General features: G+C 68.3%; 14 protein-coding genes. 5 read left to right on the plus strand and 9 right to left on the minus strand.

Features of this window, described 5'->3' with window-relative positions; all coding sequences use genetic code 11:
* The first annotated feature begins 65 nt into the window (after positions 1-65).
* Both ARC23_RS17405 and ARC23_RS17410 read left to right on the plus strand, forming a co-directional pair.
* Entirely contained in the window at positions 66-1502 is a 1437-nt protein-coding gene (locus tag ARC23_RS17405) for a YadA family autotransporter adhesin (RefSeq protein ID WP_152985293.1), read from the plus strand.
* A 66-nt stretch (positions 1503-1568) separates the two neighbouring features.
* Positions 1569-3401: a S8 family peptidase gene (locus ARC23_RS17410; RefSeq protein ID WP_057498363.1), complete on the plus strand. Its 1833-nt coding sequence runs from the start codon at positions 1569-1571 to the stop codon at positions 3399-3401.
* 72 nt (positions 3402-3473) lie between these two features.
* Here ARC23_RS17410 and ARC23_RS17415 read toward each other — a convergent pair whose 3' ends face one another.
* Positions 3474-4856, minus strand: coding sequence for an L-serine ammonia-lyase (locus ARC23_RS17415; RefSeq protein ID WP_049456519.1), 1383 nt, complete (start codon positions 4854-4856; stop codon positions 3474-3476).
* Between the two features lie 99 nt (positions 4857-4955).
* Between ARC23_RS17415 and ARC23_RS17420 the strand changes: the two genes are divergently transcribed.
* A complete protein-coding gene (locus tag ARC23_RS17420; RefSeq protein WP_057498364.1) occupies positions 4956-5189 on the plus strand; it encodes a glutaredoxin family protein in 234 nt (77 codons plus the stop codon).
* Positions 5190-5291: 102 nt separating this feature from the next.
* Here ARC23_RS17420 and ARC23_RS17425 read toward each other — a convergent pair whose 3' ends face one another.
* From ARC23_RS17425 to ARC23_RS17435, 3 genes are read right to left on the minus strand one after another with little or no spacing between them, the layout of a single operon-like run.
* On the minus strand, positions 5292-5864 hold the full coding sequence (locus ARC23_RS17425; RefSeq protein WP_057498365.1) for a YceI family protein: 573 nt from the start codon (positions 5862-5864) through the stop codon (positions 5292-5294).
* A gap of 3 nt (positions 5865-5867) precedes the next feature.
* The gene (locus ARC23_RS17430) at positions 5868-6440 is read right to left on the minus strand and encodes a cytochrome b (protein WP_057498366.1); all 573 of its coding nucleotides are present in this window, start codon (positions 6438-6440) and stop codon (positions 5868-5870) included.
* Complete coding sequence (locus ARC23_RS17435) at positions 6437-7081, minus strand: YceI family protein (RefSeq protein WP_057498367.1); 645 nt, start codon at positions 7079-7081, stop codon at positions 6437-6439. Before ARC23_RS17435 ends, ARC23_RS17430 begins: the two co-directional genes overlap by 4 nt.
* A 165-nt stretch (positions 7082-7246) precedes the next feature.
* On the opposite strand from ARC23_RS17435, the gene ARC23_RS17440 reads away from it, so the two are divergent.
* Positions 7247-10789 carry a sensor histidine kinase gene (locus tag ARC23_RS17440; protein ID WP_057498368.1) on the plus strand — a complete coding sequence of 1181 codons (3543 nt, stop codon included), beginning with the start codon at positions 7247-7249 and terminating at the stop codon, positions 10787-10789.
* Positions 10790-10885: 96 nt separating this feature from the next.
* A complete protein-coding gene (locus ARC23_RS17445) occupies positions 10886-14413 on the plus strand; it encodes a hybrid sensor histidine kinase/response regulator (protein ID WP_057498369.1) in 3528 nt (1175 codons plus the stop codon).
* Positions 14414-14800: 387 nt separating this feature from the next.
* Here the strand turns inward: ARC23_RS17445 and mdtD are convergent, their stop codons facing one another.
* The 5 genes from mdtD to ARC23_RS17470 form a co-directional block, all read right to left on the minus strand.
* Positions 14801-16249 (minus strand): multidrug transporter subunit MdtD, encoded by a 1449-nt coding sequence (gene mdtD, locus ARC23_RS17450; protein WP_057498370.1) that lies wholly within the window; start codon positions 16247-16249, stop codon positions 14801-14803.
* Positions 16250-16338: 89 nt separating this feature from the next.
* The gene (hemE, locus tag ARC23_RS17455; protein ID WP_057498371.1) at positions 16339-17421 is read right to left on the minus strand and encodes a uroporphyrinogen decarboxylase; all 1083 of its coding nucleotides are present in this window, start codon (positions 17419-17421) and stop codon (positions 16339-16341) included.
* A 25-nt stretch (positions 17422-17446) separates the two neighbouring features.
* Entirely contained in the window at positions 17447-17686 is a 240-nt protein-coding gene (locus tag ARC23_RS17460) for a WGR domain-containing protein (protein ID WP_057498372.1), read from the minus strand.
* Between the two features lie 120 nt (positions 17687-17806).
* Positions 17807-18919 (minus strand): 3-dehydroquinate synthase, encoded by a 1113-nt coding sequence (gene aroB / locus ARC23_RS17465; protein WP_057498373.1) that lies wholly within the window; start codon positions 18917-18919, stop codon positions 17807-17809.
* A complete protein-coding gene (locus tag ARC23_RS17470; RefSeq protein WP_057498374.1) occupies positions 18916-19458 on the minus strand; it encodes a shikimate kinase in 543 nt (180 codons plus the stop codon). The genes aroB and ARC23_RS17470 overlap by 4 nt, the downstream gene beginning before the upstream one ends.
* Positions 19459-19508 lie beyond the last annotated feature (50 nt).

A 19508-nucleotide genomic window follows, 5' to 3' on the forward strand; every position in this document is an offset into this window, starting at 1 on the left:
TGTAATTGCCTCCCGCGCTGGGCTACGCCGCCAGCGCGGGAGGCAATTACACCAACGCCATCGGCATGTACGCCGGGGCGAGTGGATTTGCGTCCAACGCGGTCGGCACTTTTGCCGAAGCCAATGGTGAGTTTGCCACTGCGCTGGGTTACGGCGCCGAGGCGAACAGCTGGGGCGCCAATGTCCTGGGTGCCAGTGCCACCGCCAGTGCCGACTACGCGGTGGCCATCGGCAATGACGCGACGGCGTCAGCGGCCGGTTCGGTGGCGCTGGGCCAGGGCTCGGTGGCAAACCGCGCCAACAGTGTGTCGGTGGGCAGCGCGGGCCGCGAACGGCAGATCACTCACGTGGCTGACGGCAGTGACGCCACCGATGCGGTCAACAAGCGCCAGCTCGAAGCCGCCATCGCCGACGTGGGCGGCGAACTGGGAGAACGGACGGCCAACGCCGTGCGCTATGACAACAGCGACAAGGACAGCCTGAGCCTGGAAGGCAGCGACGGGACCCGCCTGCACAATCTGAAGGCAGGTACGGCAGGCACCGATGCAGTGAATGTGCAGCAGGTCGACAGCGTTGCGCAGGCATTGGGTGGGGGTGCAGGCATGGATGGCAACGGCATGCTGATCGGGCCAACCTATTCGGTGCAGGGCGTCCGCTTTGGCAATGTGGGCGGTGCGATTGGCGCATTGGATTCGGCGTTGAGTGGCCTGGATTCGCGGGTCGGTGCGCTGGAAGGCGGAAGTGGCTCCGGCGGTGATGGTGGTATGCGTCCTCCCGTCGGCACCGGCGATGGACTGGCGATGGGCGAGGGCTCACTGGCCAAGGACGCCAACGACACTGCGATCGGCAAGGGTTCGCAGGTCGGCGCCGACAACAGTACTGCCGTGGGCAGCAACAGCCAGGTGGCTGCAACGGCACAGAACGGTGTTGCTGTCGGCGCCGACAGTCGGGTCACCGGTGCCGGTGCCACCGCGTTGGGCCAGGGTGCCGTCGCATCGGCCTCGGGATCGGTGGCCATCGGCCAGGGGTCGATGGCCGACGAGCCCAACACAGTGTCGATGGGCAGCGCCGGCAACGAGCGTCGTGTCACCAATGTGGCGGCTGGTACCCGCGATACCGACGCGGCCAATGTCGGCCAGATGAAGGCAGGCAACGCAGAGACGCTTGCCTCGGCCAAGCGTTACACCGATTCGAAGTTCAACGGCCTGGATGATCGCTTCAGCGAGCTCACCCGTGAAATCGACCAGCGGCTTGGCCAGCAGGACCGGCGCATCGACCGGCAGGGCGCCATGGGTTCGGCGATGCTCAACATGGCCATCAACGCCGGCGGCAGCCGCAGCCCGCGTGGGCGCATTGCCGTCGGCGCCGGCTGGCAGAACGGCGAACAGGCCTTGTCCATCGGCTACGGCAAGCAGATCGGCGAGCGCGCCAGCTTCAGCCTTGGCGGCGCATTCAGTGGTAGCGAACGTTCGGCGGGTGTTGGCTTCGGCATCGATCTGTAATCCCCCATGCCGCCCGCCCAACCGGTGGGCGGCTTTCATGCACTGCATTTGTTCCTGGAGAGAAACATGAAAAAGCAGCTTCCGTTGCATGCCGGCCTGTTGGCCGGTGCTGTGGCCCTGGGCCTGACCTCGGTCTCAGCGCTGGCCGCCACGCCACTTCCGCTGCAGCCGGCCAGGATCGTTGGCCCGCTCAAGCCCCTGACATCGGTGGCGAATGATCGCTTCATCGTGAAGTTCAAGCCGGGCATGGCCGATGCGCGCGACCGTCGTTTCGCCGACGGGGTGCTGGCAGCGGCAATGGCACGCAGCCTGCCGGCCCGCGCAGGCGCAGGCGCAGCGCCGACGCTGAAGGTCCAGCGCCGTACCGGCCTCGGCGCCGAAGTAATCTCCGTTTCGCGCCCGCTGTCTTCCGATGAAAGCGCACGCCTGCTACAGCAGCTCCGCCTGGACCCGGCGGTGCAGTACGCTCAGATCGATCGCCGCATGTATCCGCTGCAGAGTCTGCCAGACGACCCTCGCCTGCAATCCCACCAGTGGGACATGCTGAACACGATCGGTGGCATCCACGCACCGGGCGCCTGGTCTGAAAGCACCGGCGAGGGTGTGGTGGTAGCGGTGCTGGATACCGGCATCCTGCAGCATCCGGACCTGGATGCGAATGTGATTGCTGGCTATGACATGGTGTCGCTGGCGGGCGAACAGGGCGGCGTCGGATCCGGCGATGGCGACGGCCGTGATGCCGATCCGCATGACCCGGGCGACTGGAGTGATGGTTCGTACTGTGGCGTTGGCACCAGCGGCTGGCATGGCTCGCATGTGGCCGGTACGGTGGCCGCAGTGGCCAACAATGCGCTGGGCATCGCGGGTGCAGCCTATGGTGCCAAGGTGCAGCCGGTACGCGTGCTGGGCACCTGCGGTGGCACCAGCTCGGACGTGGCCGATGGCATCTACTGGGCCGCTGGTGGGCATATCGATGGCCTGCCGGACAACCCGACGCCAGCCGACGTGATCAATCTCAGCCTGGGTGGCTTCGGTGCCTGCAGCGAGGACCCTGAAGCGCAGGCGGCCATCGACTATGCACGCAGCCGTGGTACCACGGTGGTGGTCGCCGCTGGCAATTCGAACATCGATGCCGCCGGCTTCTCGCCTGCCAGCTGCAAGGGCGTGATCAACGTCGGCGCGACCAACTACGTGGGTGGCCGTGCGAGCTACAGCAACTATGGTGCGTCGGTCACCGTCGCTGCGCCGGGCGGCGAAATCGACAGCGGGCCGGCACCGGCCCGCGGCGTCATCTGGTCCACCATCGATGCCGGCACCCGGGCGCCGCTCGGCCAACCGGTGCTGGGCGGTTACCAGGGTACTTCGATGGCTGCGCCGCACATCGCAGCCATCGTGGCGTTGATGCAGTCCGCTGCAGTCGAGGCCGGCCGGGGGCCACTGACCCCCGACCAGGTGCGTGACATCCTGGTGGCGTCGGCGCGTCCGTTCCCGCAGCCCCCGGAAGACGGCAAGCCGATCGGCGCCGGCATTGCCGATGCCCATCGCGCGGTCCTGCTGGCCCAGGGCAAGCCGTTGCCGGCACTGCCGATTCCCGAGCTGCAGAACGGCATCCGTCTGGACGGCCAGAGCGGCGTGAACGGGCAGTCGCTGCTGTTCGCCATCAACGTGCCGGCGGGTGCGACCACGCTCAATCTACGCACGCTGGGTGGTACCGGCGATGTCAGCCTGTATGCGGCACGGGGTGCAGCGCCCGACGTTGGCAGTGCGCCGTACAGCTCGCGCCGTGCGGGCTCTACCGAGGTGATCGTGGTCAGTCGACCCCAGGCAGGTACCTGGTATGTGCGCGTGGTGGGCGAAAGCACCTTCCGCAACGTGTCGGTGCTGGGCCTGGCGCGCTGATTCACGCCGGGCTTGAATGACAAAGGGCGGCCCGATGGCCGCCCTTTGTCTGTTTCGGCAGGGTGCTGCGAATCAGCACTCGATGACATTCACCGCCAGGCCGCCGCGACTGGTTTCCTTGTACTTGTCCTGCATGTCGCGGCCGGTATCGCGCATGGTCTTGATCACCTTGTCCAGCGACACCTTGTGCTTGCCGTCGCCGCGCATGGCCATGCGCGAGGCGTTGATCGCCTTCACCGCACCCATCGCGTTGCGCTCGATGCACGGAATCTGCACCAGGCCACCGATCGGGTCGCAGGTCAGGCCCAGGTTGTGTTCCATGCCGATTTCCGCAGCGTTCTCGATCTGGCTCGGGTTGCCGCCCAGTGCCGCGACCAGGCCGCCGGCGGCCATCGAGCAGGCCACGCCCACTTCACCCTGGCAGCCCACTTCGGCACCGGAAATCGAAGCATTTTCCTTGTACAGGATGCCGATCGCCGCCGAGGTCAGCAGGAAGTCGAACACGCGCTGTTCGTTCGCACCCGGGCAGAAGCGATCAAAGTAGTGCAGTACCGCCGGCAGCACACCCGCGGCACCGTTGGTCGGCGCGGTCACCACGCGGCCACCCGCTGCATTTTCCTCGTTCACCGCCAGTGCGTACAGGTTCACCCAGTCCAGCGTGGTCAGCGGATCGCGCATCGCCGCTTCCGGCTTGGACGACAGCTCGCGGTACAGCGCCGGCGCACGGCGGCCCACCTTCAGCCCACCCGGCAGCACGCCTTCCTCGCGGATGCCGCGTGCCACGCACGACTGCATGGCGCTCCAGATCTCGCGCAGGTTGGCGCGGATCTCGTCTTCGCTGCGCCAGCACTTCTCGTTCTCGAACATCAGCTGGGCGATGCTCAGGCCGCTGCGCGCGGTCTGCGCCAGCAGCTCGTCGCCGCTCTTGAACGGGTACGGCAGCGGGGTTTCGTCGGGCACGATGCGGTCGTCGGCCGCGTCGTCCTGGTTGACCACGAAGCCGCCACCGACGGAGTAGTAGTCGCGCGTGGCGATCACTTCATCATCGGCGTTGTACGCGGTGAAACGCATGCCGTTGGTGTGGTAGGGCAGCTTCTGGCGCTTGTTCATGCCCAGGTCGCGCTTCTCGTCGAAGGCGATCTCGTGCTGGCCCATCAGCTGGATGCGCTTGCTGCTGCGGATGCGCTCCAGCGTGGCTGGAATGATGTCCGGATCGATCAGGTTCGGCCGCTGGCCTTCCAGGCCGAGCAGGATCGCCTTGTCGGTGCCATGGCCGCGGCCGGTCAGCGCGAGCGAGCCGTAGACATCGGCACGGATGCGCGCGACCTCGTGCAGGCGGCCCGGATCCAGCAGCCAGCGGTGGATGAATCGCTCGGCGGCCTTCATCGGCCCGACGGTGTGCGAGGAACTCGGACCAATGCCGATCTTGAAAACGTCGAACGTGCTGACAGCCATGGATGCCAAACTGCGGGTACCGGACAAGCCGCTATTCTAACGGCTTGCCGTGCCATTCGATGGCTGCGGCGCAGCATTTCCACCCTGGGAGCCGAACCGGTGTTGACCCTGATCCAGCGTGACGATTGCCACCTGTGCGACCTGGCCCTGGCCGAGCTGGCCAAGGCCAGGGCACCGGAGTTCGAATCGGTGTTCCTGGATGACCAGCCGGCGCTGGAAGCATGCTATGGCGCACGCGTGCCGGTGCTGCGCGACGAGGCAGGCGGCCGCGAGCTGGACTGGCCGTTCGACGCGGCCACGGTGCAGGCCTGGCTGGCTGAAAGACCATTGTAGAGCCGAGCCATGCTCGGCTGAAGCGCGCCTGGCGGCCTCAACTACAGCCGAGCATGGCTCGGCTCTACAGGATGCGGCCGGGGCGGTGCCCCGGCACGTTGCTTATTTCGCGTCGAATTTCACGATCGTGCTGATCGCGGTTTCGTCGGGGATGGTCTTGGTGTCGGCCCAGTCACCGGCACCCACGGCGAAGTCCAGGCGCTTGACCGTGGCCTTGCCGGTCAGCACCGGCTGCGCACCCGGCTTCCAGGTGAAGGTGAGGGTCACCGGCTTGCTGACGCCACGCAGTTCCAGGGTGCCATCGGCGGCGAACTGATCATTGCCGACCGCGCGGAAGCCCTTGGCGGTGTAGCGCGCGGTGGCGAACTTGCCGACGTTGAAGAAGTCGGCGCCCTGCAGGGTCGAATCACGGTCGCTGTTGCCACTCTTGGCACCGGCCAGCGGGATCACCACATCCAGCGAACCGGCGGCCGGATTGGCCGGGTCGAAGCTGAGCTTGGTGGCAAAGCCGGGGAAGCTGCCGGTGAATACTTCGCCGTCGTACTTGCTGGCAAACACCAGGATGGAACCGGCACCGGGCGCCTGTGCGTAGTCGGCGGCAAGCGCCGGAGCAGTGGCCAGCATGCCGGCCAGGGCGGCGGCCACGGCGGCCGGAGTGGTCAGTTTCAGGTTCATCGGTCAGTCCTTCTGCGGGGAGGTGAGCCAGCCGCGCGGCAACATGCGGGACAAGGTCGCATCGCGCTGGAACAGGTGGTGGTAGAAGGCAGCGCCGGCATGGGCCAGCACCACCGCGATCAACAGCCAGAAGCCGTATTCGTGGATGGCATGGGACACCGTGACGACCTGCGGGTCGGGGCCGCTCAGCTTGGGCACGTCGACCAGGCCGAACCAGCGGAACGGGCGCAGGCCGCTGGCCGAGTCGTACAGCCAGCCCGACAGCGGGATGGCGAACATCAGCACATACAGCAGCACGTGGGTGGCGCTGGCGATGCGCTCCTGCCAGCTGGGCACGCCCGGCACCGGCTTCGGCGCACCGGCATACAGGCGCCAGCCGAGGCGGAACAGCACCAGCGCCAGCACGGTGATGCCGATCGACTTGTGCGCGGTGTAGACCCAGAAGTATTTCGGGGTCTTGGGCAGTTCGCCCATGGTCAGGCCGACCACGCCCAGGACGAGGATCAGCAGTGCGATCAACCAGTGCAGGATCTGGCTGACATTTCCCCAGGCGGCGGGGGTGTTCTTGGCGGTCATGAAGGGTCCTTGGGAGCCGTCTTGGGGTCGGAGTGCGGAATGGCAGCGGGAGTTCCCGGCGTGTCGCTGCGGTCGAGGGTGGCTTCGGCCTCGATACGTACCTGCACCGCGTCACCGATCACGCCCGGCCAGGCGGTGATGCCGAACGCGCGCCGGCTCAACGTGGTGGTGGCGGAAAAGCCGGCGGTACGCCGGAAGGGCGGCAGCGGGTAGCGCTTGAGGGCATTGAGGGTCACCTCCAGGGTGACCTCCTGGCTGACCCCGCGCAGGGTCAGCGTGCCGATCACATGGGCGCGCTTTGAATCGATCGGTTCGACCCGGCTGGAGACGAAGTGTGCCTTCGGGAAACGCTCACCATCGAGCAGGCTGCGCGCCAGCGTGGCCTGGTTCCATTTGGCATCACCAAGGTCCAACCGCGACACGGGCACCTCGACGTCCAGCGTGGCTTCGCGCCAATTGTCGGGATCGAACTGCAGGCGGCCCTCGCTGCCGGAAACCGTGCCCATGGCCTGCGAGTAGCCGGCGTGGTCGATGGAGAACAGCACCCGCGTGTGCACCGGATCGAGGCGATAGGAATCAGCGGCCGCCCAGGCGGGTGCGGTGGCAAGCAGCATCGGCAGCAGGGCCAGGCAGGGACGCATCGATGGCGGGCTCCGGGAACGGGACATTGCGATCATACGCACAGCCCCCTGCCAACGTTGCGTGCATGGCTGCAACAGTTCGTGGTGGTGCCGCCGCTGGAAACAGGCTGTTGCAGCCATGAACCCGGCCCTGTGTGACAATCGGCCCAGGACAGGGGGTTCAGGATGAAGAGTGGCTGGCGGCAGTGGTGCCGTGTCATCGCGGGGTTGGGACTGCTGCTGGGCGCGATCGCCGCCGCTGCGGCGACCCCGGACATGGCTGAAACACCACGCCTGCGCCGCTTCGGGGCCGCCGAAGGATTGCCCTCGCGCATGGTGGTGGCCCTGGCCGAGGATCGCCAGGGGCACATCTGGGCGGCCACCGACGGCGGCCTTGCCCGCTACGACGGCAACCGCATGCGGGTCTGGGAGCATGATCCGGACCAGCCAGGTTCGTTGCCCGGCAATGAGATCGAGACGCTGCTGATCGATCCGCTGGACCGGGTGTGGGTGGGCATGAACGGCAAGGGTGTGGCCCGCCTGGAGGCCGATCGCGCGCGCTTCACGACCTTCGATGCGGTCAACGCCGTCTGCGAGGGACAGTTCTGGGCGCTGGCCTACGCCGAAGACGCCTTGTGGATCGGCACCAACAACCATGGCGTCTGCCGCCTTGGCGAAGACGGCAGCGTGCGCCTGTACACCCATGATCCCGCGCATCCCGGCGGGCTGCCCAGCAACAGCATCTTCACCAGCCTGGTCGATGCGCAGGGCCGGCTGTGGGTGGGTACCGAAGCCGGGGTGGCGCGTTGGAACGGGACCGGGTTCGAGCCGGTGGGTGCACGCGAACTGGGCGCGTTGAGTGTGCTCCGGCTCAGTCGCGATGCCGACGGTTCGATCTGGGTGGGCAGCCAGAACGATGGCCTGTACCGCATCGATGCACAGGACCGGGTCAGTCGGCCACGCTGGGCCGACAGTGCCCAGCTGCGTTCGGCGCTGGTGCTGGCCGATCGCCAGGGCGGCTACTGGGCCGGCACCTCCGATGGGCTGCTGCGGGGGGATGCGGCGGTGCTGCGCCGGCTCGAGGGTGACCGCGGCAGCGGCTTCCTCACCGCACACAGCGGCGTGCTGGATCTGCTGCAGGACCACGAGGGCGGGCTGTGGGTGGCGCTGCTGACCCAGGGCCTGGCCTACCTGCCGCCGGACTGGCGCCGCTTCTCGATCTGGAACCAGCTGGATGGCAAGCCACTGGACAGCCAGTACCTGCTGAGCGCGGCCAGCGACGGGCAGAACTACTACGTCGGCTCGGCCCGTGGCGTTTACCGGCTCGATGCGCAGGGCACGCTGCGCCTGCTGGCCAGCGACCGCCAGCTCGGCAACGGCGTGGTGTGGTCGGTGCTGCCGCGCCCGGACGGGCGCCTCTGGCTGGGACGCGGCGGGCGCATCACCGTGTACGACCCGGCGAGCGGCGCGCTGCAGGATTGGCGCATCGAGGGCAGTGCCGATCTGCGCCAGCGCATCGACCTGATGCGGCAGGCGCCGGATGGCACGGTCTGGGTATCGGTGATGGGCCTGGACCTGCAGCAGCGCAGCGCCGAGGGGCGGCTGCTGCGCAGCTATCCGTTGCAGCAGTTCCAGGGCAGCGCCGACGCACCCATCGAACAGATCCGTTTCGATGACCGCGGCCGTCCCTGGATCATGGGGGAGATGGGGGTCTGGCGCGCACAGGCCGGACGCTTCGAGGCGGTACCGGGCGTCTCGCGCGGGCCGATCTACGACCTGGTGTGGATCGATCCGCAGCAGTTGTGGCTGGCGCGCCAGGGCGCCTTCGAGCGCTACCAGTGGGATGGCATGAGCCTGCGGTTGATCCAGCGCATCGACGGGGCTGCGGGCGTGCCACCGGTCAGCATGGGCGGGCTGGCCCTGGCCGACAACGGCCAGCTGTGGGCCACCACGCCGCGCGGCCTGCTGCGCTGGGATCCCAAGGCACGCCGCCTGCAGCAGTTCAACGAGCGCGATGGCCTGTCCGATGCGGAATTCACCGGGCGGCCACCGGCGGTCAATGCCGATGGCCGCGTGCTGGCGGTTACCCAGACCGGCCTGGTGGCCTTTGACGTGAATGCCGCTGACAGTGCGCGGCCGCCTTCCTCGCTGGTGATCGCCGAGGTGCGCGTGCGCCGCGACGATGCGCGTGGCTGGCAGCCGTTGCCGGTCACCGGCACGCTGCTGTTGGGGCCGGATGATCGTGACCTGCAGATCGACGCGCGGCTGTTGTCCTACGCCAGCCCGCAGGGCAACCGTTACCGTTTCCGCGTGCAGGGCTATGACCAGGACTGGGTGGAGCAGGGTGGCGACGGCCAGCGCACGCTGTCGCGGCTGCCGACCGGGCACTACGTCATCGAGGTCCAGGCGGCGTCCTCCAACGGGGCGTGGACCGCTTCGCAGCGGCTGCAGGTGAAGGTGCTTCCGCCGTGGTGGCGCAGTGGCATGGCCATCTTCGGCTATGTGCTGCTGGGGTCGCTGTTGCTGCTGACGCTGGCCTGGGCCATCCGTGCACGGCTGCGCCGGCGCCAGCAATGGCAGCTGACCGTGCACAAGCAGCAGCTGGCCGAGCAGGCCTCGCAGGCCAAGAGCCGTTTCCTGGCCACGCTCGGCCACGAGGTACGCACGCCGATGACCGGCGTGCTGGGCATGAGCGAGCTGCTGCTGGCCACGCCGCTGGACCCGATGCAGCGCAGCTACGCCGGTTCGATCCAGCAGGCCGGCAGCCACCTGCTGCGTCTGGTCAACGATGCCTTGGACCTGGCCCGCATCGAGGCCGGCCGGCTGGAACTGGACCTGCACCCGTTCGATCTGAAGGAGCTGCTCGACCAGGTGCAGGGCCTGATGCAGCCGATGGCACAGCAGCGCCAGCTGGCCTTCCAGCGGGGCGAGGATCCGCCGGGCCCGATCAGCGTCAGCGGCGATGAAATGCGTGTCCGCCAGATCCTGCTGAACCTGCTGGGCAACGCCATCAAGTTCACCGAGCGCGGGCACGTGGGCCTGGCGGTGCACCTGCAGGAGCGAGGCGGTGTGTGTTTCGAGGTGCATGACAGCGGCCCGGGCATCAACGCCGAGCAGCAGCAGCGCCTGTTCCATCGATTCGAACAGGCCGAGGGGCCGCGCACGGCATCGCGTTATGGCGGCAGTGGGCTGGGCCTGGCGATCTGCCAGGAACTGGCGGTGGCGATGGGCGGGCACATCGAGGTGGACAGCCAGCCCGGCAAGGGCGCCCGTTTCCGCGTGCAGCTGCCGCTGCCGTGGACCCGGCAGCCAGCGCGCGCCAGCGGAGAACCGGCGGCGCCGCCGGAGCTGCCCCCGCTGCGCATCCTGCTGGTCGAGGATGATGCGACCGTTGCCGAGGTCATTGCCGGGCTGCTGCGTGGGCGTGGACACGACGTGGTTCACGTGCTGCACGGCCTGGGCGCATTGTCCGAGATCGCCACCCATCGCTTCGATGTCGGCCTGCTCGACCTCGATCTGCCGGCGCTGGATGGCACCGCCATCGCCCGCCAGCTGCGCACGATGGGCTACGAGCTGCCGTTGGTGGCGGTGACCGCGCGCTCCGATGCCTACGCCGAGACGCAGGTGCTGGCCGCAGGATTCGACGGCTTCCTGCGCAAGCCGGTCACCGGCGACCTGCTGGTGGCTGCGATCGTCCAGGCGCATGCAAAACGACAAGCGACGGCGTGACTGCGGCGTTGCTTGGCGTGAAGGGTACGACTTTCGGTTTACCATGCCGACGCCCGCCGTGCGGGCATCATCAGATCCAGCATGAGGAGGCCATCGGTGGTGTATCTGCGGGCGGCGATGCTGCTGCTGGTCCTGCTGTGCTGCGCGTCGCCGGTTGCTGCACAGCCGGTGCCGCCGAGTCCGCGACAGGTGACCGTGTTCGATGGCCTGCCGTCCAACACCGTCAACCGCATGGCCGAAGACCGTTACGGCTACCTGTGGATCGCCACCAACGACGGCCTGGCCCGTTACGATGGGCGTACCTACCGGGTCTGGCGCTCGGAAGATGGCCTGCGCGACAACCGCATCTGGACGGTGCTGGTCGATGCCCGCAACCAGTTGTGGATCGGCACCGAGAATGCGGGCCTGGTGCGGATGTCGGCCGACCGCCGCCAGCTGCACTTCTACGACCGCAGCAGCCAGCCACTGATGGGGACCAACACGGTCTGGAGCCTGGCCAGCACGCCGGATGGCTCGATCTGGTTCGGCACCCATGAGGGTGGCCTGTACCGGCTGGACAGCCACGACCGCCTGCAGCGTTTCCTGCCCGAGCCGAACAACCCGCGCAGCCTGCCCTCATCGTCGGTGCCGTACCTGGCCACGCTCGCCGATGGCAGCCTGTGGATCGGCACCAAGCATGGGGTCGCGCGCTGGACCGGTACCGATTTCGAACGCGTCGGCACCGACATCATTCCCAGTCCACTGATCAACGGGCTGACCACCGAGCCCGATGGCAGCCTGTGGATCAGCACCATGGCCGGTGCCACGGTGCGTCGCCCGGACGGTCGCTTCGAAGCGCCGCCGTGGAAACTGCCTCCGGGCGAGCAGGTGCTGGGCATGATGCTGCGCGATGAGCAGGGAGGGCACTGGCTGGATACCCGCACCGGCCTGGGCCGCGCGGTCGACGGCCAGTACCAGACCGTGCCGCTGTACAGCGCGATCGCACGTGGGCCGGTACGCCCCAACTGGACCGGCACCTACGAGGACCGGGAAGGCGGCATCTGGCTGGCGAGTACCAATGCCGGGCTGTGGCACCTGCTGCCGCGCTGGTGGCAGTTCTCCGTGCTGTCGCGCCTGGAGGATGACCCCAGCTCGCTGCGCAACGCGCTCGTGCTCGGTACCAGCGCTTCGCGCAATGGCGGCGTATGGGCGGTCGGCGGGCACGGCGCGCTGGACCGCTTCGATCCCAGGACCGGCAAGGTCGAACAGCACCGGACCTGGGTCAATGGCATGCATTGGTTGACCTCGGTGCGCGAAGACCGCCACGGCCAGGTCTGGGTCGGTTCGACCGATGCCTTGATCCGTTACGACCCGCAGCGCCGTGAGCTGCGCCGATGGGGGCGCGAGGCCGGTGCCGACGCCGCCATGGAAGGGGTGGTCGAGGCGTTGATGACCTGTGACGGCGACAGTCTCTGGCTGATGCTGCCTTCGGGCCTGCAGCAGCGTGACCTCGACGGTCACGTGCGGCAGCAGCTGGACAACGGGGAACGCGGATTGCAGCAGGGCCAGCTCAACCTCGATGTCGAATGCGGGCCGCAGGATCATATCTGGCTGGCCAGCAGCCGCGGATTGCTGCAATGGCTGCCCGACAGCGGGCGTTTCCAGCCGGTGCCGGGCGCACCGGCAACGGCGATCCACGCGTTGCACGTCGGTCGCGATGGCCAGGTCTGGCTGTCCGAGGATGGCCGCCTGTCGCGCTACCGCTGGAGCCAGGGCCGCCTGGAACGGCAGGCAGTGATCGGCGCGGAACAGGGATACCCGGCCATTTCCGCCTCCGGTCTGGTGGTCGATGGCCAGGGCGTGGCCTGGGCGACCAGCGCGCGCGGCCTGGTGCGGGTGAGTGCCGATGGCCAGAGCGTGCGCCTGTACGGCGTGCACGACGGCCTGCCCAGCCAGGAATTCCGCGAACACACCTTGATCGCGTCGGCGGACGGCCATCTGGTGGCCGGTACCCCGGCCGGTGCGGTGGTGTTCGATCCGTCGCAGGTGCGGCCTTCGGTGCGGCGCGCGCCGCTGGTGATCGAACGGGTGGAAGTGCGCCGCAACGAGCAGGTGCTGGACATGACCCACGATGCACCGTTGCAGATCGCCGACGGCGACCGCGACCTGCGCATCGTCGCGCGGCTGTTGTCCTTTGCAGATTCGGCGTCCAACACCTATCGCTACCGCCTGGCCGGTTATGACCCGGACTGGGTCGAAGTCGGGCCGGCCGGCGAGCGCCTGTTCTCGCGGCTGGCACCGGGCAGCTATCGGCTGGAAGTGCAGGCGCGCTCGGCCGATCACGTCTGGTCGCGGGTGCAGAGCCTGGAGTTCCGCGTGCAGCCGCCCTGGTGGCGCAGCCTGTCCGGGCTGCTGGTGCTGGCGTCGATCGCGCTGCTGCTGACCAGCTGGTTCGCGTGGCTCTATCGCCGCCGCCTGCAACGCCGCCACGCTTATCAGCTGGCGTTGCACAAGCAGGAGCTGGCCGAACAGGCATCGGCCGCCAAGACCCGTTTCCTGGCCAATCTGGGCCATGAGATCCGCACCCCGATGACGGGCGTGCTGGGCATGAGTGAACTGTTGCTGGCCTCGCCGCTGGACCCGCAGCAGCGGGGCTACACGCAGTCGATCCGGCATGCCGGTGAGCACCTGCTGCATCTGGTCAACGATGCGCTGGATCTGGCACGGATCGAATCCGGGCGGCTGGAGCTGCAGTCCAAGCCGTTCGCGCTGAGCTGCCTGCTGCAGGATCTGGCCGCGCTGATGGGCCCGCTGGCGGCACAGAAGGGGTTGCACTTCAGCCTGGACAACCAGTTGCCTGCAGGCCTGCAGGCCACCGGCGATGCCATGCGGGTGCGGCAGATCCTGCTCAATCTGCTGTCCAACGCGGTCAAGTTCACCAGCCGCGGCACCATCACCCTGCACGCACGCAGCGACGGCGACCTGCGCGCGCTGCACTTCGAAGTGCGCGACACCGGACCCGGCATCAGTCAGGAACAACAGCAACGCCTGTTCCGTCGATTCGAGCAGGCCGATGGCGCGCGCACCGCCGCACAGTACGGTGGCAGTGGCCTGGGCCTGGCGATCTGCCGTGAGCTGGCGCAGGCGATGCAGGGCCGCATCCAGGTGGAGAGCCAGTTGGGGCGCGGCACTTGTTTCGGCGTGACGCTGCCGTTGCCGCTGGTGGTCGACGCTGATGCGGAGACGGCCGCTGGAGTGGAACGCGATGAAGCCACGCGCCTGCCGCCGTTGCGGATACTGCTGGTGGAAGACGATGACACCGTGGCCGACGTCATGCGCGGATTGCTGAGTGCGCGAGGGCATGACGTGGTGCATGCGGGGCACGCGCTGGCTGCACTGCGTGAGATCAGCGCTGGTGACTTCGACGTTGGTCTGCTCGACCTGGACCTGCCGGGCCTGAGTGGCTTCGAGCTGGCCCAGCATCTGCGCAACCAGGGCTACATACTGCCGCTGCTGGCGGTGACCGCGCGCACCGATCCGGACCTGCAGCAGCAGGTGGAGGCGGCCGGCATCGGCGGCTTCCTGCGCAAGCCAGTCACCGGTGAGCTGCTGATGGAAGCGATCGCGCGGGTCATGGGCAGGTAAGGGGTTCGGCAGGGCCTGCGGTTCTGGTACGCGCCATCGCATGCGCGCTGTCGCTCCCACGTTTCGCTGCGCGAAACGCGGGCCCCTCTTGCCAATACCCACACCCCCGCCGCTTCGCGGCCGCCCCCTGACTCAGGGGGCTCTCCCCCAGACGTGTCCCAGCAGCCAGTAGATCCGCGCCATGCGTGGATGCGTTTCGATTTCAATTCGAAGTCGCAGTGCGGGGTGTCAGCGGCATGGATGCGGCTGCCAAGCCTACAGGGACGTACTTGCGGCGTCCCCGCACTGCGACACCCCCCCGCCATCCCACGAAATGCCTGTTTTCGCCGTTGCTGTTGCCTTGGCTTGAAGCCTCTGCAGGTGCAGGGCGCGGCCCTGCCGAACCCCTTACTCCGCGACGTGCTCGACCTGCCGTGGCTCTGGCTTGGTATCGGGCAGCTGCCAGAAGATCAACGTCGAGGTCAGCGTGATCGCGCCCACGCACAGGAACGTTGCATGCAGCGCGGCGGTGGCGCTGTTGCTGTCCAGGTGGTTGCCGAACGCGGCCAGCAGGCTGCCGGCCGCAGCAGCACCAAAGCCGGCGGCGAGCATCATCACCATCGACAGCAGGCTGTTGCCGGAACTGGCGAATTCGCGGTCGAGGTCACGCAGGGTCACGGTGTTCATCACGGTGAACTGCAGCGAATTGACCGCCCCGAAGAACGCCAGCTGCAGCAGGCGCCAGGCCAGGTGCTGGCCGGGTGTCATCAGGATGAAGCTGGCCATCGCCAGCCCGACCAGCACCGTATTGACCATCAGGACGCGCCGATAGCCGAAGCGCTCCACCAGCTTCACCGCCAGCTGCTTGGAGACCATGCCGGCGGCAGCCACCGGCACCATCATCAGGCCGGCATGCATCGGGCCCAGGCCCAGGCCGACCTGCAGCAGCAGGGGGATCAGCATCGGCATGGCGCTGCTGCCGATGCGTGAGAACAGGTTGCCGAGGATGCCGATGCGGTAGCTGGGCACGCGGAACAGGGCCAGTGAGAACAACGGCGCGGTCGAATTGGCCGCATGCAGCCAGTAGCCGACCAGCGCCGCCAGACCGGCCACGGTCATCAGCATCACCAGCGCGTGCGGCGTGCCCAGCCCGGAAATCCCGTCCAGTGCCAGCGACAGCACCACCATTGCAAAGGCCAGCATGATGTAGCCGCGCAGGTCGAAGCGGGTGCGATGGCTGGCGTAGTGGTCGGGCATGATCTTCATCGCTGCGACGAACCCGATCACGCCGATCGGCAGGTTGATCAGGAACACCCAGTGCCAGGAGGCAATCTCCACCAGCCAGCCGCCCAGGGTCGGGCCGATCAGCGGGCCCACCAGCGCCGGGATGGCGATGAAGCTCATCGCGCGCAGGAAATCCTCGCGTGGCACCGAGCGCATCACCGCCAGCCGGCCGACCGGCAGCAGCATCGCGCCACCGATGCCCTGCAGCACGCGCGCGCCGACCAGCTGGTGTAGATGCTGGGCCAGCGCGCAGGCCAGCGAGCCGAGGGTGAACAGGATGATCGCTACCAGGAAGGTGCGGCGGGTGCCATAGCGGTCGGCGATCCAGCCGGAGGCGGGGATGAAGGTGGCGACCGCCAGCGCGTAGCTGAACACCACCGACTGCATCTGCAGCGGGCTTTCGCCCAGGCTCTTGGCCATCGCCGGCAGGGCGGTGTTGACGATGGTCGAATCGAGCATCTGCATGAAGATCGCCAGCGAAACCAGCCATAGAAGCGGGCGGAAACGGGCGTATTCGGCGGCGGATGCGGCGGTGTCGGGTGCGGGCGCGCCTGTGGGCGACGGTTCGGACATGACGTGGGGGCCGGTGCAGCGTGGGGCGCCATGATCGCGCAATGCGGGTCACGGCGCGATCAACGCCGCGCCGTGGCCCGTGCCGGGGTTCAGCGCTGGCTGTGCGCGTGCACCGCGTCGACCAGCACCTGCACGTGCGCCGGATCCATGTCCGGCGACATGCCATGGCCGAGATTGAACACATGGCCCTCGCGCGAACCGCCGTTGCCGGCGGCATAGGTGTCGAGCACGCGTGCGGCGGCAGCGGCGATCGCATCCGGCGAGGCGTACAGCGTGGTCGGGTCGAGGTTGCCCTGCAGGGCGACGCGGCCGCCGGTGCGGCGCATCGCCTCATCCAGGTCCAGGGTCCAGTCCAGGCCCAGCGCGTCGGCGCCGGTCTGCGACAGCGCTTCCAGGTGCAGGCCGGTGCCCTTGCCGAACAGGATCAGCGGCGTGCGTTCGCTGCCTTGGCCACGCTCCAGGCCTTCGGCGATGCGCTGCAGGTAGCGCAGCGAGAACTCGCGGTACATCGCCGGCGACAGCACGCCGCCCCAGGTGTCGAACACCTGCAGCGCCTGCGCACCGGCCGCACGCTGCGCACCGAGGTAGGCGATCACCGCCTCGGTGGTGACCTCCAGCAGGCGGTGCAGGGCCTGCGGGTGGTTAAGCGCCATCGCCTTGATGCGCGCGAAGTCCTTGCTGCCGCCGCCTTCGACCATGTAGCAGGCCAGCGTCCACGGGCTGCCGGAGAAGCCGATCAGCGGCACCTGGCCGTCCAGTTCGCGGCGGATCAGCCGCACCGCATCCATCACATAGCCCAGGTCCTGCTCCATGTCCGGCACCGCCAACCTGGCGATGGCGGCTTCATCACGTACCGGGTGGCGGAACTTCGGGCCTTCGCCTTCGACGAAGTACAGCTCCAGGCCCATCGCGTCGGGAATGGTGAGGATGTCCGAGAACAGGATGGCCGCGTCCAGCGGGAAGCGGCGCAGCGGTTGCAGGGTGACTTCGCAGGCGATCTCCGGGGTCTTGGCCATGGCCAGGAAGCTGCCGGCCTTGGCCCGGGTCGCACGGTATTCCGGCAGGTAGCGGCCGGCCTGGCGCATCAGCCAGACGGGCGTGCAATCCACCGGTTCGCGGCGCAGGGCGCGCAGCAGGCGATCGTTGCGGAGAGGGCTGGTCACGATGGGCATTCCTTGGACGAAGTGGGCAGCGGCGTCAGTCGCCGTGCGAAAGGATCTGGAAGCCGCGATGCAGTTCCGCATCGCGGGCTTTCTCGAAGGCATGGCAGGCATCGTCGGCCTGCAGGAACAGCTCGCGCCGCAGCTGCGAGCGGCCACCGACGCGGCCGCTCTCGCGCAGCAGCTCCCAGCCGCCGAACAGGTCCGGCTGCAGGCTCAGGCGCAGGAAGCGCGGTGCCTGCGCACCGGCGTCGGGATGTTGCAGGTAGACGTGCATGGCGCCGATTGTATCGCCCCGGGGCGGCACGGACCTGTAGAGCCGAGCCCACGCTCGGCTGCGCTTCATGCCGCGGCACAATCCGTTAGCGCCGGGCCATGCCCGGCGAACGCGGAAAGGTCAGCCCGCGCCCAGCACCTTCAGCACCGCCGCCTCATCCACATCCGGCACCACTTCGGCGCGGCCCATGCCACGCCACAGCACCAGGCGCAGGCGGCCGGCCACGTTCTTCTTGTCCAGCCGCATGCGGCCGAGCAGGGCCTGCGGGTCCAGCCCGGCCGGGATCGCCACCGGCAGGCCGAGATGTTCCAGCAGCGCCTGCAGGCGGGCGCGGTCGGCATCCTTGGCCAGGCCGAGGTCGGTGGACAGCGTTGCGGCCAGCACCATGCCGACCGCTACGGCTTCGCCGTGGTTCAGCGCATCGCGGCCCGGGGCCGAATAGCCCTGTTCGGTCTCGATGGCATGGCCGAAGGTGTGGCCGAGGTTGAGCAGTGCACGCTCGCCCTTCTCGAACGGATCGCGCTCGACGATGGCGGCCTTGTGCCGGCAGCTGCGCGCGATGGCTTCGGAAAGCACCGCGTCCTCACCGGCCAGCAGCGCATCGGCATGCTGCTGCAGCCACTCGAAGAACACGGCATCGCCCAGTGCGCCGTACTTCACCACTTCGGCCAGGCCGGCACGCAGCTCGCGCGGCGGCAGGGTAGCCAGCACGCGGGTATCGGCGATCACCGCGCGCGGCGGATGGAAGGCGCCGACCAGGTTCTTGCCGGCCGGGATGTCGACCGCAGTCTTGCCGCCCACCGACGAATCGACCATCGCCAGCAGCGTGGTCGGCAGCTGCACGCAGTCCACGCCGCGCATCCAGCAGGCCGCCGCGAACCCGGCCAGATCCCCGACCACGCCACCGCCGAGGGCGAACACGCAGGCATCGCGGGTGGCGCCGAGGGCCGCCAGTGCTTCGATCGCGCGCCCGAACTCGGCCAGGGTCTTGGACGCTTCACCGGCGGCGAGTACGTGCTCGCCGATGACCAGGTCGGGGCGCGCGGCCAGCAGCGTGTGCTTCACCGTCGCCAGGTAGCGCGGGGCCACTTCGCTGTCGCTGAGCAGCAGCACGTGACGGCCGCGCACATGCGAGGCCAGCGCGGCGCCGTCGGCCAGCGCACCAGCGCCGATGGTGATGGAATAGGGGCGGTCGCCGCCAACGGCGACCTGCAGCAGGGCGGGGAAGGTCATGCAGTCAGGTCCTGGCGCTGCCATTGCGTGGCCAGCTTGACCACCAGCTGGGCGGTCGCATCGGCAGCGGTGTACGGGTCGGTATCAAGGGTGAGGTCGGCCAGCTCGCGGTAGAGCGGATCGCGGTGCGCGGCCAGGTCATGCAGCACCTGCTCGCGGTCCGGGCGTTGCAGCAGCGGCCGGCCCTTGTCGCGGGCCAGCCGTTCCAGTTGTGCGGTCACGCTGACCCGCAGATAGACCACGAAGCCGCGCCGGGCGATCAGGGCACGGTTGCCCGGATCGAGCACCGCGCCACCGCCGGTAGAGACCAGTTGGCCGCGGCCCTCCAGTACGCGGGCCAGGGCCTGGCGTTCATGGCTGCGGAAGCCGGCTTCGCCGGAGTGCTCGAAGATGGTCGGGATGCTGGCGCCGGCGGCATCGACGATGGCCTGGTCGACATCGACGAAGTCCAGCGTGAAGCGCTCGGCCAGGCGGCGGCCGATGCAGGTTTTGCCGGCGCCCATCGGGCCGATCAGGATCAGGTTCGGAGCAGGATTCATGCCCTCTGATGCTAACACCTCCGTGCCCCGGCCTTTACGTTCTTCACGTC

The organism is Stenotrophomonas beteli (assembly GCF_001431665.1).
GTDB lineage: Bacteria > Pseudomonadota > Gammaproteobacteria > Xanthomonadales > Xanthomonadaceae > Stenotrophomonas > Stenotrophomonas beteli.

Excerpts from the sequence above, each read along its gene's own strand:
- ARC23_RS17405 (WP_152985293.1), top strand. The coding sequence starts at position 66 with ATGTACGCCGGGGCGAGTGGATTTGCGTCCAACGCGGTCGGCACTTTT.
- ARC23_RS17410 (WP_057498363.1), top strand. The coding sequence starts at position 1,569 with ATGAAAAAGCAGCTTCCGTTGCATGCCGGCCTGTTGGCCGGTGCTGTG.
- ARC23_RS17415 (WP_049456519.1), bottom strand. The coding sequence starts at position 4,856 with ATGGCTGTCAGCACGTTCGACGTTTTCAAGATCGGCATTGGTCCGAGT.
- ARC23_RS17425 (WP_057498365.1), bottom strand. The coding sequence starts at position 5,864 with ATGAACCTGAAACTGACCACTCCGGCCGCCGTGGCCGCCGCCCTGGCC.
- ARC23_RS17430 (WP_057498366.1), bottom strand. The coding sequence starts at position 6,440 with ATGACCGCCAAGAACACCCCCGCCGCCTGGGGAAATGTCAGCCAGATC.
- ARC23_RS17435 (WP_057498367.1), bottom strand. The coding sequence starts at position 7,081 with ATGCGTCCCTGCCTGGCCCTGCTGCCGATGCTGCTTGCCACCGCACCC.
- ARC23_RS17440 (WP_057498368.1), top strand. The coding sequence starts at position 7,247 with ATGAAGAGTGGCTGGCGGCAGTGGTGCCGTGTCATCGCGGGGTTGGGA.
- mdtD (WP_057498370.1), bottom strand. The coding sequence starts at position 16,249 with ATGTCCGAACCGTCGCCCACAGGCGCGCCCGCACCCGACACCGCCGCA.
- hemE (WP_057498371.1), bottom strand. The coding sequence starts at position 17,421 with ATGCCCATCGTGACCAGCCCTCTCCGCAACGATCGCCTGCTGCGCGCC.
- ARC23_RS17460 (WP_057498372.1), bottom strand. The coding sequence starts at position 17,686 with ATGCACGTCTACCTGCAACATCCCGACGCCGGTGCGCAGGCACCGCGC.
- aroB (WP_057498373.1), bottom strand. The coding sequence starts at position 18,919 with ATGACCTTCCCCGCCCTGCTGCAGGTCGCCGTTGGCGGCGACCGCCCC.
- ARC23_RS17470 (WP_057498374.1), bottom strand. The coding sequence starts at position 19,458 with ATGAATCCTGCTCCGAACCTGATCCTGATCGGCCCGATGGGCGCCGGC.